The following is a 13,660-nucleotide window of genomic DNA, read 5'->3' on the forward strand; positions in this document are numbered from 1 at the left end:
AATGAGCGAACAGGACCCCCGCACGCCCGACGTGGCGGCCAACGCGCCCCGCCCCGCCCCGCCGCCCCGCCAGCACTATCCCCAGCCGCTGCTGCCGCGCAACGCGCGCAACTGGATGATGGTCTGGTATCGCAACTACATGGTATGGAAGAAACTCGCCATTCCGTCGATGATCGGCAACCTGGCCGACCCGATGATCTACCTGTTCGGCCTCGGCCTGGGGCTGGGCCTGCTGGTCGGAGAGGTGCACGGGGTGTCGTATATCGCCTTCCTGGCGGCGGGCACCACGGCGTCGAGCGTGATGATGTCGGCGAGCTTCGAGTCGATGTACTCCGCGTTCTCGCGCATGCATGTGCAGCGCACGTGGGAGGCCATCATGCATGCCCCGCTGACGCTGGGCGACGTGGTGCTGGGCGAGATCCTCTGGGCGGCCAGCAAGGCCGTGCTGTCCGGCGTGGCGATCATGCTGGTGGCGGGCGCGCTGGGCTATGCGCAGTTCCCGGGCGCGCTGGCGGCGCTGCCGGTGATCGTGCTGGCGGGCATCGCCTTCGCGAGCCTGGCGATGATCGTCACGGCGCTCGCGCCGAGCTACGACTTCTTCATGTTCTACCAGACGCTGGTGATGACGCCGATGCTGTTGCTCTCCGGCGTGTTCTTCCCGCTCGAGCAATTGCCGGCCAGCGCCCAGGCCGCGACGCAGGTCTTGCCGCTCGCCCACGCGGTGGCGCTGATCCGCCCGCTGATGCTGGGCCGTCCGGTGGAACATGGGGGATTGCATCTGGCCGTGCTGGCCGTGTACGCCGTGGCCGCGCTGCTGGTGGCGCTGGTGCTGCTGAGGCGCAGGATGCTGCGCTGAGGTGCAGGATACGCCCTCTCCCGGCACCGGGAGAGGGGTAAAAACAAAACGATTTACTGGCTTGCTGGCTTACTGGCCCAGCCCGCGCAGCAGATCGGCCTTGATGTCGGCCACCGATTCCAGTCCCACGGCCAGGCGGATCAGCCCTTCGGTGATGCCCGCCGCCGCCTTCGCTTCGGGTGCCACGCGACCGTGCGTGGTGGTGTACGGATGCGTGATGGTCGTGCGCGTATCGCCCAGGTTGCCCGTGATCGAGCACACCTTCGTGCTGTCGATCACGCGCCAGGCATTGGCGCGCTGCTGCTCGGGCGTGGCGCCCTTCAGCTCGAACGAGACAATCGCCCCGCCGCCGCTCTGCTGGCGCATGGCGATGTCGTACTGCGGATGGGACTTCAACGCCGGGTGGTACACCTTGGCCACAGCCGGATGCGCCTCCAGGAACTCCGCCACCGTCAGCGCGCTCTGCGAATGCCGCTCCATGCGGATGGCCAGCGTCTCCATGCCCTTGAGCATCACCCACGCGTTGAACGCGGACAGCGTCGGGCCGGCCGTGCGCACGAACGGGAAGACCTTGCCCATGATGTAGTCGCGCTTGCCGACCACCGCGCCGCCCAGCACCCGCCCCTGTCCGTCGATGTGCTTGGTGGCAGAATGCACCACCACGTCCGCGCCGAACTTGATCGGCTGCTGCAGCGCCGGCGAGCAGAAGCAGTTGTCCACCACGAACAGCGCGCCCGCATTGTGGGCGATGTCGGCAATCGCCGCGATGTCCGAGACCTCGGTCAGCGGGTTCGACGGCGTTTCCAGGAAGAACAGCTTCGTGTTCGGCTTGACGGCGGCACGCCACGCGGACAGGTCGCCCGTGTCCACGTACGTCGTCTCCACGCCGAACTTGGCCAGGATTGTGTTGAACAGCGTCATGGTCGAGCCGAAGATCGACCGCGAGCTGACCAAGTGGTCACCCGATTGCAGCGACGCCAGCGCCACGGACAGGATCGCGCTCATGCCCGATGCCGTGGCCATGCACGCCTCGCCGCCTTCCAGCGCCGCCAGCCGCGACTGGAACATCGACACCGTGGGATTGGTGAAGCGCGAGTACGTGTAGCCCTCTTCCGAGTTGGCAAACCGCTCGGCCGCCTCGGCGGCGCTGTGGAAGCAGAAGCTCGAGGTCAGGTACATCGCCTCGGAGTGCTCCATGAACTCGCTGCTGCGCAGCGTGCCGGCACGCACGCCAAGGGTATCGATACCGAGGGACTCTGGTTGGAACGGTTCGCTCATGCTGCTGGCTGTCTTCTGATCGGATTATTCGTGGTTGCCCGAGCGCTGCAGGTGCAGTTGCGAGCGCTCTGTGTCGGCGTTCGTGCCGTCGCGGTCAGCCTGGCTGCGCGCGGTCTCCAGGCGCACCAGGTATTCCTCGTCGATATCGCCGGTGATGTAGCGGCCATCGAAGCACGAGGCGTCGAAGTCCCGCAGCGCCGGGTTGATGTCGCGCACGGCCTGCTTCATCGCTTCCACGTCCTGGTACACGAGCTTGTCGGCGCCGATCATCTGCGCCACTTCCTCGTCGGTGCGGCCGTGGGCCACCAGTTCGCTGCGCGTGGGCATGTCGATGCCGTACACGTTCGGGTACTTCACCGGCGGCGCGGCCGAGGCGAAGATCACCTTGTTGGCGCCGGCGTCGCGGGCCATCTGCACGATCTCGAACGAGGTGGTGCCGCGCACGATGGAATCGTCGACGATCAGCACGTTCTTGCCCTTGAACTCCACGCCCATGGCGTTGAGCTTCTGGCGCACCGACTTCTTGCGCACGGCCTGGCCCGGCATGATGAAGGTGCGGCCCACGTAGCGGTTCTTGAAGAAGCCCTCGCGGTAATCCACGCCGAGCGAGTTGGCTACCTGCATGGCGGCCGGGCGGCTCGAGTCGGGAATCGGCATGACCACGTCGATGTCGCCGGTAGACACTTCGCGGCGGATCTTCTCGGCCAGGTAGTCACCCATGCGCAGGCGCGCGTCGTAGACGGGCACGCCATCGATGCACGAGTCCGGGCGGGCCAGGTACACGTACTCGAAGATACAGGGCGTCAGCACCGGGTTCTCAGCGCACTGCTTGCTGTAGAACTTGCCGTCCATGTCGATGAAGATGGCCTCGCCGGGCGCCACGTCGCGCTCCATGCGGTAGCCCATGCCTTCCAGCGCCACGGATTCCGACGCGATCAGGTATTCCTTGCCGGTCGGGGTGTCGATGCTGCCGATGCAGAGCGGGCGGATGCCGAACGGATCGCGCACGGCCAGCAGGCCGTAGCCGGCGATCTGGGCGGTGATCGCATAGGCACCCTTCACGCGGCGATGCATGCCGGAGACGGCCTTGAAGATCGCCTCCGGGTCCAGGGACAGCCCGTCGCTGCCGCGCTGGAGTTCGTCGGCCAGCACGTTCAGCAGCACTTCGGTGTCCGAATGCGTGTTGATGTGGCGACGGTCGCGGCGGAACATCTCCTCGCGCAACTGTTCCGAGTTGGTCAGGTTGCCGTTGTGGGCCAGGATGATGCCGTACGGCGCGCTCACGTAGAACGGCTGGGCTTCTTCCTCGCTCGAGGCGGAGCCGGCCGTCGGGTAGCGCACCTGGCCGATGCCGGACGTGCCCGGCAGGCCGCGCATGTTGCGGGTGCGGAACACATCGCGCACGAGGCCGTTGGCCTTGTGCATGTGGAAGGTGCTGCCGTTGGCCGTGGCGATGCCGGCTGCATCCTGTCCGCGGTGTTGCAACAGCAGCAGGCTGTCATAGATCAATTGGTTGACAGGGCTGGTGGAAACCACGCCGACGATACCGCACATGCCGCACTCCCAGGAAAGGCAACTTTGATTCAGGGGCGCGGTCCCGGCTGCAATCCGGTAGGAGGAGACGGGACCCGCGTTGACTTCAGGTCTTCACATACTTGGCCAGGTCCGGCGGCAGCCATTGCCGCAGCTCGTCCATGGCCTGCATCACATAGGGGCGCGACACCGCGTCGCGCCAGAATTGTTCTTCCGGCAGCTTGGTGAGCCCGGCCAGCACCACGACCAGCATCACGATCAGCACGCCGCGCGCGAGGCCAAATACCAGCCCCAGGCCGCGATCCGCGGGCTTCAGGCCCGTGGTTTCCAGCAACTGGCCGAGGATGGCGCCGGCCAGTGCCGACACGATCCAGGTACCGAAGAACACTGCCAGGAAGCCCAGCGCACTGCGCGTGAGCTGCCCGCCGGGCAGCGTTTCCGGCATCCACTGGGCCGCCATCGCGCCGAAGTGGTAGGCCAGCAGGAAGGCCACCACCCAGCCCACCAGGGCCAGCACCTCGCGGACCAGCCCGCGCAGGATGCCAATCAGGCCCGAGGCCACGAGGATGAAGGCAACGCCGTAATCGAAAAAAGTAAAAGCCATGCGTCTGGCGCTTGTTCCTGGCAGATGACCCGTCAGATGGGGGCGATTTACAGTTCCACCACCTTGGAGGTCAGGCCCACGGCCTTGACCTTCTTGTCGGCCGCATCGGCGGCGTCACGATCGGTGAACGGGCCGGCGCGCAGCAGGATCCGCTCGCCGTCGGCAAGCGTCTTTTTCTCCACATAGGCCGGCACCTTGCTCGCCTTGAGCTTGGCCAGCCAGTTCTTCGCACGTTCCTCGGAGGAGAACGCGCCAATCAGGATCATGAACTTGCCGCTGCCGGTGGCCTTGTCAGCCGGCTTGTCGGCGGGCTTGGTCTCGGCGACCTTGGTATCGGGCCTGGCTTCTGGCTTGGCCTCGGCACGCGGCTTGTCGGCCGCGGCGGGCGCGCTGACGAGTTCCTCGCCAGCGTCCAGCGCGGCGTCATTGCGCGCGGCGGCTGGCGCGGGCGGCAGCGGATCGGCCTTGCGTGCCTCGACCTTCGGTTTCTGCGCAGCGCCCTGCCCGTTGGCCACCTTGACCGCCACATCTTCCGAGACGGGGCGCGGCTTGTGTTCGAAGACGATGGGCAGCACGATGACCGCCGCCACGAGCAGCACCACGGCGCCGATCAGGCGGCGCCGCGCGCGTTGCTTCTGCGGGAAGTCGGGGTCGAGGGTGTCGTCGGCGTATTCCTCGTTCAACCGGCGCGACGCGCCGACGCCGGCGCCCACGTCCGCGCGCGTACGACGACCGCGCTCCGGTGCCGGATCAGAGCCCTTGCGGGACGAGAACAGCGAAAGCAGGCCCATGGATGCCGATGCCTAGAGAGTGATTCGGTGCGATGTCATTCCGGCGGCGATCAATTCGCCTGCGTGGCGCGATATGCGAGCACGCCGGCCACCGTGTAGAACGACCCGAAGACCAGGATTCTATCATTCTCGGTCGCTCTCTCGATGGCATCGCGATACGCCAGTTCGGGACTGGAGAAGCACGCCGCCGTATTGTCCGGGCCTTCGCGGAAGCCGCCTGCCTCGAGCTGCTCGCGCAGGTCCGCCGCGCTGGCGGCGCGCTCGGTAGGCAGGTCGCAGAAGCACCAGTGGTCCACCTTGTCGGCCACATGGCGCAGCACGCCGGCAATGTCCTTGTCCGCCATCGCCCCGAACACCGCGTAGGTGTAGCGGAAGAAGCCCATGTTCTCGAGGTTCTGTCCCAGCGTGGCGGCTGCATGTGGGTTATGCGCCACATCCAGGATTACGGCGGGGCGGCCCGGCATCACCTGGAACCGGCCGGGCAGTTCGACGAAGGCGAGCCCGTTGCGCACCTCCTGCGCACTCACCGGCAGGCGCGGGCGCATGGCCTGCAGCGCCGCCAGCGCCGCAGAGGCGTTCAGCAACTGGTTGGCGCCGCGCAGCGCCGGATAGCCCAGGCCATTCAGCTTGCGGTCCGGGCCAATCCAGTCCCATTGCTGCCGCTCCTGCCCCTTGGCCGCCTGGTGGTGGAAATCGCGGCCCACGAGCCACAATTCCGCGCCGATGGCCTCGGCATGGTCGATCAGCGATTTCGGCGGCATCGGGTCGCCGCAGATCGCCGGCACGTGCGGGCGGAAGATGCCCGCCTTTTCGAAGCCGATCTTCTCGCGCGTGTCCCCGAGGTACTGGGTGTGGTCGATGTCCACGCTGGTGATGACCGCGCAGTCTGTATCGATCACATTCACCGCGTCGAGCCGGCCGCCGAGGCCCACCTCGAGGATCATGGCGTCCAGCCCGGCCGCCGCGAAGGCGTGGATGATGGCCAGCGTGGTGAATTCGAAGTAGGTCAGGCTGACCGGATCGGCAAAGCTCGTGCGGGCGCGCTCCACGGCTTCGAAGTGCGGCAGCAGTTGCGCGTCGGTGGCCATCTCCCCGTTGATGCGCGCGCGCTCGTTGAACGTGATCAGGTGCGGCGAGGTATGCATGCCCACCTTGTAGCCGGCCTCGAGCAGGATGCGCTCGAGCATCGCGCACGTCGAACCCTTGCCGTTGGTGCCGCCCACGGTGAAGACCACCGCGTCGATACGCAGGCCCAGCGCCTCCTTGACGCGCGTGATGCGGGTCAGGCCCATGTCGATGCCCACGGGGTGGGCGCTTTCCAGATGGGTCAGCCAGTCGGGGAGATTGTGGAAGATGGGCATGGGAAAACCAGATTCAAAACGGGAAAAACAAAATGGCGCGGGTGGGGGCACCCGCGCCATTGTCCTGCATTCGCACGAATCGTGTCAGGCTACCGCGTCCGCCGGTTGCTTCTGCAGCAGCGCCAGCAGTTGCGCCAGCTCGGCGCGCAGCTTGCGACGGTCGACGATCATGTCGATCGCGCCCTTCTGCAGCAGGAACTCGGCACGCTGGAAGCCTTCCGGCAGCTTCTCGCGCACGGTCTGCTCGATCACGCGCGGGCCTGCAAAGCCGATCAGCGCCTTGGGTTCGGCAATCACCACGTCGCCCAGGAAGGCGAAGCTGGCGGAAACGCCGCCCATGGTCGGGTCGGTCAGCACGCTGATGAACGGCAGCTTGGCGTTGGCCAGCTGGTTCAGCATGGCCGTGGTCTTGGCCATCTGCATCAGCGACAGCAGGCTTTCCTGCATGCGCGCACCGCCCGTGGCGGTAATGCAGATGAACGGCACCTTCTGCTCGAGCGCCGCCTGCGCGCCGCGCGCGAAGCGCTCGCCCACCACGGAGCCCATCGAACCGCCCATGAACTCGAACTCGAAGCAGCTCACCACCACCGGAATGGTGTGGATGGCACCGCCGATGACGACCATGGCATCGGTCTCGCCGGTCTCTTCCATGGCGGCCTTGATGCGGTCCGGGTACTTCTTGGTGTCCTTGAACTTCAGGGCGTCCACCGGCACGATTTCCTGGCCGATCTCATAGCGGCCCTCGGCGTCCAGCAGCGCGTCCAGCCGCTCGCGCGAGCGGATGCGCATATGGTGGTCGCACTTCGGGCAGACGTGCAGATTGGCCTCGACGTCGGTCCGGTACAGCGTGGACTCGCACGCCGGGCACTTGACCCACAGCCCTTCCGGAATGCCCTTGCGGGTGGAGGGGTCGGTCTGTTGAATCTTGGGAGGCAGGAGTTTATCCAACCAGCTCATGAAAGCTCCTTTCGGATAGCCGCCGCCCGCGCGCCAGCCTGCATGCGCAGGCGCTGACGGTGGGACGGCAGGGAATCAGGCCGCGAATTTACCATGCCGGGCCGGTCTGGCCGAAGCAAATCGCATCGATTGTGATACATCGATCACAATAGAGCGACGCCGATGTCGGCATGGCGTCACGTTTTGCCGTCGCTCAGGCGTCCAGGGCCTGGCGGATTTCGGCGATGAAGTCGCGCAGCGCGGTCACTGCCTGGTCACGCGGAGCGTCTTCCAGCAGTTGCACCAGCCGGCTGCCGATCACCACGGCGTCCGCCACGCTGCCGATGGCGCGCGCGGTCTGGGCATCGCGAATGCCGAAGCCCACGCCCACCGGCAGGTTGGCGTGACGCTTGATCAGCGGCAGGCGGCTCGCCACGCTTTCCAGGTCGATCGTGGCCGAGCCGGTCACGCCCTTGAGCGACACGTAATAAAGATAGCCGCTGGCGACCTTCGCCACCGCCTCGATGCGCGCATCGGTGGAGGTCGGAGCGAGCAGGAAGATGGGATCCATCTCATTAGCGCGCATCAGTGCGGCAAACGCCTCGCACTCCTCGGGCGGATAGTCGACCACGAGCACGCCGTCCACACCGGCCGCGCGGGCGGCCTTGGCGAAGGCCTCGTCGCCCATCCGCTCGATCGGGTTGGCGTAGCCCATCAGCACCACAGGCGTGTTGGCGTCGGTTTTGCGGAATTCTGCGACCCAGGCGAGTACCTGCGTCAGCGTCACGCCCTGCGCAAGCGCCCGCTCGGACGCGCGCTGGATCACCGGGCCGTCGGCCATGGGGTCCGAGAACGGCACGCCGAGTTCGATCACATCGGCGCCGCCGGCCACCAGCGCGTGCATCAGGTCCACGGTCAGGCCGGGCGCCGGATCGCCGGCAGTGATGAACGGAATCAGGCCCTTCTTCTGCTGCGCGGCCAGGGCCGCGAAAGTCTTCTGGATGCGGGACATGTCAGGAATTAGATAAGGCGTTGGACGGCGGCATCGGCTTCCGCGGCATCGTCATTGGCTGCGGGGGCGGCGGCGGGAACCGGATCTGGAACGGCGGGCGTGACCAGCGGAATGGCCGCCTCCACCCGCTGCCGCACCAGCTGCGCGTACTCAGGATTCATCTCATAGCCGACGAAGCGCCGGCCATGGCGCACGCAGGCCACGGCGGTGGTGCCGCTGCCCGTGAACGGATCGAGCACGAGCCCGCCCGGCGGGCAGCTTGACAGCACCATCCGCTCCACGATCTCGAGCGGCTTCTGGGTCGGATGGTCGGCGCGCTCGGGGTCCTGGCGATGGATGCGGGACACGCTCCACAGGTCCTTCGGGTTGTACCCCACCTCGAGCCACTTCTTGCCCTCGAAGCGCGGCCGGCTGCGTGCCTTCTTGGTCTCGGCGTCGTACGGAATCCGTACCGGGTCGAGGTCGAAGTAGTAGTCGCGCTGGCGGGCGAAGAAGCCGATGTTGTCATGCACCGACGAATACTTGCGGGTGGTGCCTCCCATGCTCGGCACGCGGCGGTCCCAGATGATCTCGTTGATCATGGTCAACCGTTGCTTGAGCATCACGAACAGCTCGGGCGAGTACTGCCACGTGCAGAACAGGTAGAGCGAGCCGCGCGGCGCGATTTTCGGCACGATGGCGTCCATCCACCGCTCGGACCATTCCAGGTAGGCCTGGCCCGAGAGGCGGTCGGAATCGTTGCCGTAGTCCTTGCCCAGCCCATAGGGTGGGTCAGCCACGACGAGATCGATGGAGCCGTCGGGGATCTTGGAGATCCCTTCCAGCACGTCTTCCTGGTAGAGCCGCAGCGCGGAGGAGTCCAGCAGGTCGGATTCGGGAGGCAGCACTTGCATCAGAGCTTCAGCCCCGCACGTTCGGCCACGGTGTGCATGTCCTTGTCGCCCCGGCCGGAGAGGTTCACCAGCAACAGCTTGTCCTTCGGCAGCGTCGGCGCCAGCTTGCACGCGTAGGCGATGGCATGGCTCGACTCCAGCGCCGGGATGATGCCCTCGATGCGACAGCAGTCATGGAAGGCCTTGAGCGCCTCGTCGTCGGTGATCGGCACGTACTGCGCGCGGCCGATGTCCTTGAGCCATGCGTGCTCGGGGCCCACGCCGGGGTAGTCCAGGCCGGCCGAGACCGAATGGGTCTCGATGATCTGGCCGTTGGCGTCCTGCAGCAGGTAGGTGCGGTTGCCGTGCAGCACGCCCGGCGAGCCGCCGGTCAGCGACGCCGCGTGGCGGCCCGTCTCCAGGCCGTCGCCGGCGGCTTCCACGCCGATCAGCTGCACATCGGGATAGTCGATATACGGGTAGAAGATGCCCATCGCATTGGAGCCGCCGCCCACGCACGCGATGACCGCGTCCGGCTGGCGGCCGGCCAGCTCGGGCATCTGCACCTTGGCTTCCTCGCCGATCACGCACTGGAAGTCACGCACCATCATCGGATACGGGTGCGGGCCAGCCACGGTACCGATGATGTAGAACGTGGATTCCACGTTGGTCACCCAGTCGCGCATCGCTTCATTGAGCGCGTCCTTGAGCGTGCGCGAGCCGGACTCCACGGGCACCACGGTGGCGCCGAGCAGCTTCATGCGGTAGACGTTGGCGGCCTGGCGCTGCACGTCTTCGGCGCCCATGTAGACCACGCACTCCATGCCGAAACGCGCGGCAATCGTCGCCGTGGCCACGCCGTGCATGCCGGCGCCGGTTTCGGCGATCACGCGCTTCTTGCCCATCTTGCGGGCCAGAATCGCCTGGCCGATCACATTGTTGATCTTGTGCGCGCCGGTATGGTTCAGGTCTTCGCGCTTGAGGAAGATCTGCGCCCCGCCGAGCGTCTCGCTCCAGCGCTGCGCGTGGTAGATCGGCGACGGGCGGCCGACGAAGTGCTTCAGCTCGCGCCGGTATTCGGCGTCGAACGCGGGATCGTTCTGGGATTGCGCATAGGCTTCGCGCAGCTCGTCCAGCGCGTGGACCAGCGTTTCGGAAACGAAGGTGCCGCCATAGGGGCCGAAATGGCCACGGGAATCGGGCAAGTCGTACATGTCCAGGCTCTCAGGATGGCGCACCGGCCCGGTTCGGGCAGGGGCGCGGAAATTCGGGGATGCGGCCGGCAGGCGGCGGGAACGGGTCCGGGAGGCCCCGGGTCACCCTGCTTCCGCCATGCGCACGGCACGCACGAACGCGGCAATGCGGGCGTGGTCCTTCACGCCCTTCGACGCCTCCACGCCGCTACTTACATCCACGGCATAGGGGCGCACGCGCTCAATCGCGCCAGCGACGTTTTGCGCGTTCAACCCACCACTCAAAACGATGCGAGGAGCGCCGTTTGCGTTCGGGCTGCCCTTGGGGGGCACGGAGGGTGCCGGCTGCGAGGTGAAAACCAGCGCCGGATCGGTCGGAAGCCATTGGCCGGGAATCAGGGTCCAGTCGAAGACGTGGCCGCCACCGCCATAGCCTTCCACGAAGGCATCGAGCAACAGGCCGGCGGCGTCACGATATTGATCGGCGAATTCTACCAAATCGAGCCCCGGACGAACACGGGCCGCGCGCACGAAAGGCAGCCGGCAGCGCCGGGCGATCTCCGCGCACTGCTCGGGGGTCTCGTCGCCGTGGAACTGGAGTAGCGTCAACGGCACCCGCTCGGCCACGTGGGCCACTTCCTCGGCATCGGCATTGACGAACAGGCCGACCACCGAGACGAACGGCGCCACACGCTCGGCCAGTGCCGCCGCGCGCGCCACGTCCACATAGCGCGGGCTGCCGGCGTAGCAGACCAGGCCGATGGCATCGGCGCCGGCGTCCACGGCGGCGCGGACGTCGTCCTCGCGGGTCAGGCCGCAGATCTTGACGCGGGTGCGGGCGGGCATCTGGCTGAAATCAGGCGCCGTCATCGGTAAAGACTCCATGGAAGAAGCTCGCGGACGGGTCCGCAGCGGGCAGCCGGTACGGCTCAGGATACTTTACGCCGGCCAGGTAGAGGCCGTCGGGCATGAAGGTTGGCGCAGCCTGGCGGCGGTCGCGGCCAGCCAGCACCTCAGCCATCCAGCTGGCCGGATAGCGGCCCCGCCCTACCGCCACGAGGCAACCCATCAGGTTGCGCACCATGTGATGCAGGAAGGCGCTGGCGCGGAAGCGCAGGAAGACCCAGTTGCCATCGGCCTTCAGCGTCACGTCGTACATTGTCTTGATGGGCGACTTGGCCTGGCACTCGGCGGCGCGGAAGGCCGAGAAATCGTGCTCGCCCAGCAGGCAGCTCGCGGCAGCGCGCATGGCGTCGACGTCGAGCCGCTGGCCCGGCGGCAGCATCAGGTAGCCGGCGCGGCCGTGCAGCATCGGCACGCGGTGCGGGCCGGTGTAGAGCGCGTAGTAATACTTGCGCTCGAACGCCAGGAAGCGCGCGTGGAAGCCCTCGTCCACCGGCTCGGCCCATTGCAGGGCCACCGACGGCGGCAGGAAGGCGTTGATGCCGCGCACCCAGGAAAACTTGTCGCGCGAGAGTTCGGTATCGAGATGAATCACCTGCCCGAGCGCATGCACGCCGGCATCGGTACGCCCCGCCACCGTGGTCAGCAGGCGAGTCCCGGCAAAACGCTCGATGGCGTCCTCCAGATGGTCCTGCACGGTATTGCGGTGCGGTTGCGACTGCCAGCCCGAGAAGGCCGACCCGTCGTAATGAAGCCCGATGGCGATGCGATTCATGGATCCCAAAAGAAAATGCGCCGGAAGGGACGCTTCCGGCGCATCGCTTCGGGCCGCAACGGCGTGGCGCCGTGCAAGCCCTCCATCATACCGGCCTTTGCAGGCCGTTTTCCGACGCGTGACCGCTTCCGGTCAGGCCACCTCGCGCAGCAGCGTGCGCGCTTCGGCCTGGAGCGGGTCTTGCGACTGATCCACCACTTCCTGGAGCAGTTCGCGGGCCCCTTCCTTGTCGCCGATCTCGATGTAGGCACGGGCCAGGTCGAGCTTGATCTGCATGTCGCGGCCGCCGTCCATGCCGTTGGCGGACAGGGTGCTGGCGGACACGCCGTGGGTGGTGTCACCACCGCCCTCGGACGTCACGCGGGACAGGTCGATCGGCTCGGCCAGACGGCCGTTCTGCAGCATCGTCGGCGCCGGCAGCGGCACCGAGTCGGCCAGCGGGTCGTTATCCGCCGACTTGCCGGCGCTGCCGGGGTTCAGGTCGAGCGAGATGCCCGACATGTCGAACTCCAGCGGGCGCGAACGCGTCGGGGTATCGAGTGCCGGCACCTCGGCCAGATGGCGGCTGTCCACGTGGGCCGGCATGTCGAGACCGGCATCGTGGCTTTCGTCGAGTACGTCATCCAGACGTGCCACCGGTTCCGCTTGGGATTCGCTACCGAATACCAGCGAGGCCGACTCCGGTGCCACGATAGGCTCCCCCGGCGCGGGCGCCGGGAAGGCGTCGAGCGGCAGTGCCAGGTCCGCCATGGCGGGCTCGCGCGGCGGCTGCTCGAGGTTGTGCGCGGGGTCCTGCGTGCGCCACTGGTCCGCGACCGGCGTGGTGGTATCCACTTCGGCCGTGGTGTCCGGCGTTACCGACAAATACAAGGCATTGCTCGAGTCCAGCTTGCGACCCATTTCGGCGGCCTGCAGCCAGTCCGCGCCTTGCCCGCCCGTCTGGGCGAACATTTCTTCTGCAATCACTCGGAAACCTTCCACATCCTGACGAGTGTTGTAAATCTCCAGCAGCTTCAGGCGAATGGCCTGACGCTCTGGGTTCTGTTGCAGCGCTTCGCGCAGGATTTCTTCTGCCTGCACGTCGCGCCCGTAGGCGATATACACCTCCGCCTCGGCGATCGGGTCCACCTCGGTGGCTTCCGGCGAGTTGTTGCCAATCCGGAAATCGGCGCCAAACACGCTGTGCTGCGAGGTATCCACGCTCTGGCCGCCGGCGGTGCCGAACAGCGAATGGCCACCGGCCATCACCGTGCTTTCCTGCGACAGGATGCTGTCGCCGAAGCCACCGTTGTCGGCGGTCTTCTGCTTCTGGCGGCGGCGATAGACGGCGTAGCCGCCCAGCAGCGCGACCAGCAGGCCGGCGCCCGGCAGCAGCATCGGGTTGCCAAGCAGTTCGTCCAGGAACGAGGTTTCCGGCACCGGTGCGGGCTGCACGCGCGGCGCAGGCTTCTTCACGGCCACAGGGGCGGAAGCCGCGGCAGCCGGCGCGGGTGCGGCGGCGTCTGCCTGCGGTGCCGAAGCGGCGGCCGTTGCAGCCACAGCGGCT

General features: G+C 66.9%; 13 protein-coding genes. 1 reads left to right on the plus strand and 12 read right to left on the minus strand.

The genetic code is table 11. The features are described 5' to 3' along the window. Nucleotide 1: 1 nt before the first annotated feature. Nucleotides 2–856, plus strand: coding sequence for an ABC transporter permease (locus tag KHO18_RS23300; protein WP_144199382.1), 855 nt, complete (start codon nucleotides 2–4; stop codon nucleotides 854–856). A 69-nt stretch (nucleotides 857–925) separates the two neighbouring features. Here KHO18_RS23300 and KHO18_RS23305 read toward each other — a convergent pair whose 3' ends face one another. From KHO18_RS23305 to KHO18_RS23360, 12 genes are all read right to left on the minus strand, one after another. Beyond that, entirely contained in the window at nucleotides 926–2,134 is a 1,209-nt protein-coding gene (locus KHO18_RS23305; protein ID WP_144199384.1) for an O-succinylhomoserine sulfhydrylase, read from the minus strand. A gap of 24 nt (nucleotides 2,135–2,158) precedes the next feature. Then, entirely contained in the window at nucleotides 2,159–3,688 is a 1,530-nt protein-coding gene (purF, locus tag KHO18_RS23310) for an amidophosphoribosyltransferase (RefSeq protein WP_144199386.1), read from the minus strand. Between the two features lie 85 nt (nucleotides 3,689–3,773). Continuing rightward, nucleotides 3,774–4,271, minus strand: coding sequence for a CvpA family protein (locus tag KHO18_RS23315; protein WP_144199388.1), 498 nt, complete (start codon nucleotides 4,269–4,271; stop codon nucleotides 3,774–3,776). Nucleotides 4,272–4,318: 47 nt separating this feature from the next. Beyond that, nucleotides 4,319–5,062, minus strand: a complete 744-nt coding sequence (locus KHO18_RS23320; RefSeq protein ID WP_144199390.1) for an SPOR domain-containing protein — start codon at nucleotides 5,060–5,062, stop codon at nucleotides 4,319–4,321. 50 nt (nucleotides 5,063–5,112) lie between these two features. Further along, a complete protein-coding gene (gene folC / locus KHO18_RS23325; protein WP_144199392.1) occupies nucleotides 5,113–6,423 on the minus strand; it encodes a bifunctional tetrahydrofolate synthase/dihydrofolate synthase in 1,311 nt (436 codons plus the stop codon). A gap of 84 nt (nucleotides 6,424–6,507) precedes the next feature. Continuing rightward, nucleotides 6,508–7,380, minus strand: a complete 873-nt coding sequence (accD, locus tag KHO18_RS23330) for an acetyl-CoA carboxylase, carboxyltransferase subunit beta (RefSeq protein WP_092290111.1) — start codon at nucleotides 7,378–7,380, stop codon at nucleotides 6,508–6,510. A 193-nt stretch (nucleotides 7,381–7,573) separates the two neighbouring features. Then, the gene (gene trpA / locus KHO18_RS23335) at nucleotides 7,574–8,371 is read right to left on the minus strand and encodes a tryptophan synthase subunit alpha (protein ID WP_144199394.1); all 798 of its coding nucleotides are present in this window, start codon (nucleotides 8,369–8,371) and stop codon (nucleotides 7,574–7,576) included. 8 nt (nucleotides 8,372–8,379) lie between these two features. Continuing rightward, on the minus strand, nucleotides 8,380–9,264 hold the full coding sequence (locus KHO18_RS23340; RefSeq protein WP_144199396.1) for a DNA-methyltransferase: 885 nt from the start codon (nucleotides 9,262–9,264) through the stop codon (nucleotides 8,380–8,382). Continuing rightward, a complete protein-coding gene (trpB, locus tag KHO18_RS23345; protein ID WP_092290124.1) occupies nucleotides 9,264–10,457 on the minus strand; it encodes a tryptophan synthase subunit beta in 1,194 nt (397 codons plus the stop codon). The genes KHO18_RS23340 and trpB overlap by 1 nt, the downstream gene beginning before the upstream one ends. Before the next feature lie 102 nt (nucleotides 10,458–10,559). Continuing rightward, on the minus strand, nucleotides 10,560–11,306 hold the full coding sequence (locus KHO18_RS23350) for a phosphoribosylanthranilate isomerase (RefSeq protein WP_144199398.1): 747 nt from the start codon (nucleotides 11,304–11,306) through the stop codon (nucleotides 10,560–10,562). Beyond that, on the minus strand, nucleotides 11,293–12,114 hold the full coding sequence (truA, locus tag KHO18_RS23355; protein ID WP_211943970.1) for a tRNA pseudouridine(38-40) synthase TruA: 822 nt from the start codon (nucleotides 12,112–12,114) through the stop codon (nucleotides 11,293–11,295). The genes KHO18_RS23350 and truA overlap by 14 nt, the downstream gene beginning before the upstream one ends. Nucleotides 12,115–12,246: 132 nt before the next feature. After that, nucleotides 12,247–13,660 (minus strand): FimV/HubP family polar landmark protein (locus tag KHO18_RS23360; protein WP_280527773.1); only part of this gene is annotated, 1,414 nt, incomplete at its 5' end.

It is taken from the genome of Cupriavidus campinensis (assembly GCF_905397395.1).
GTDB classification, from domain to species: domain Bacteria; phylum Pseudomonadota; class Gammaproteobacteria; order Burkholderiales; family Burkholderiaceae; genus Cupriavidus; species Cupriavidus campinensis.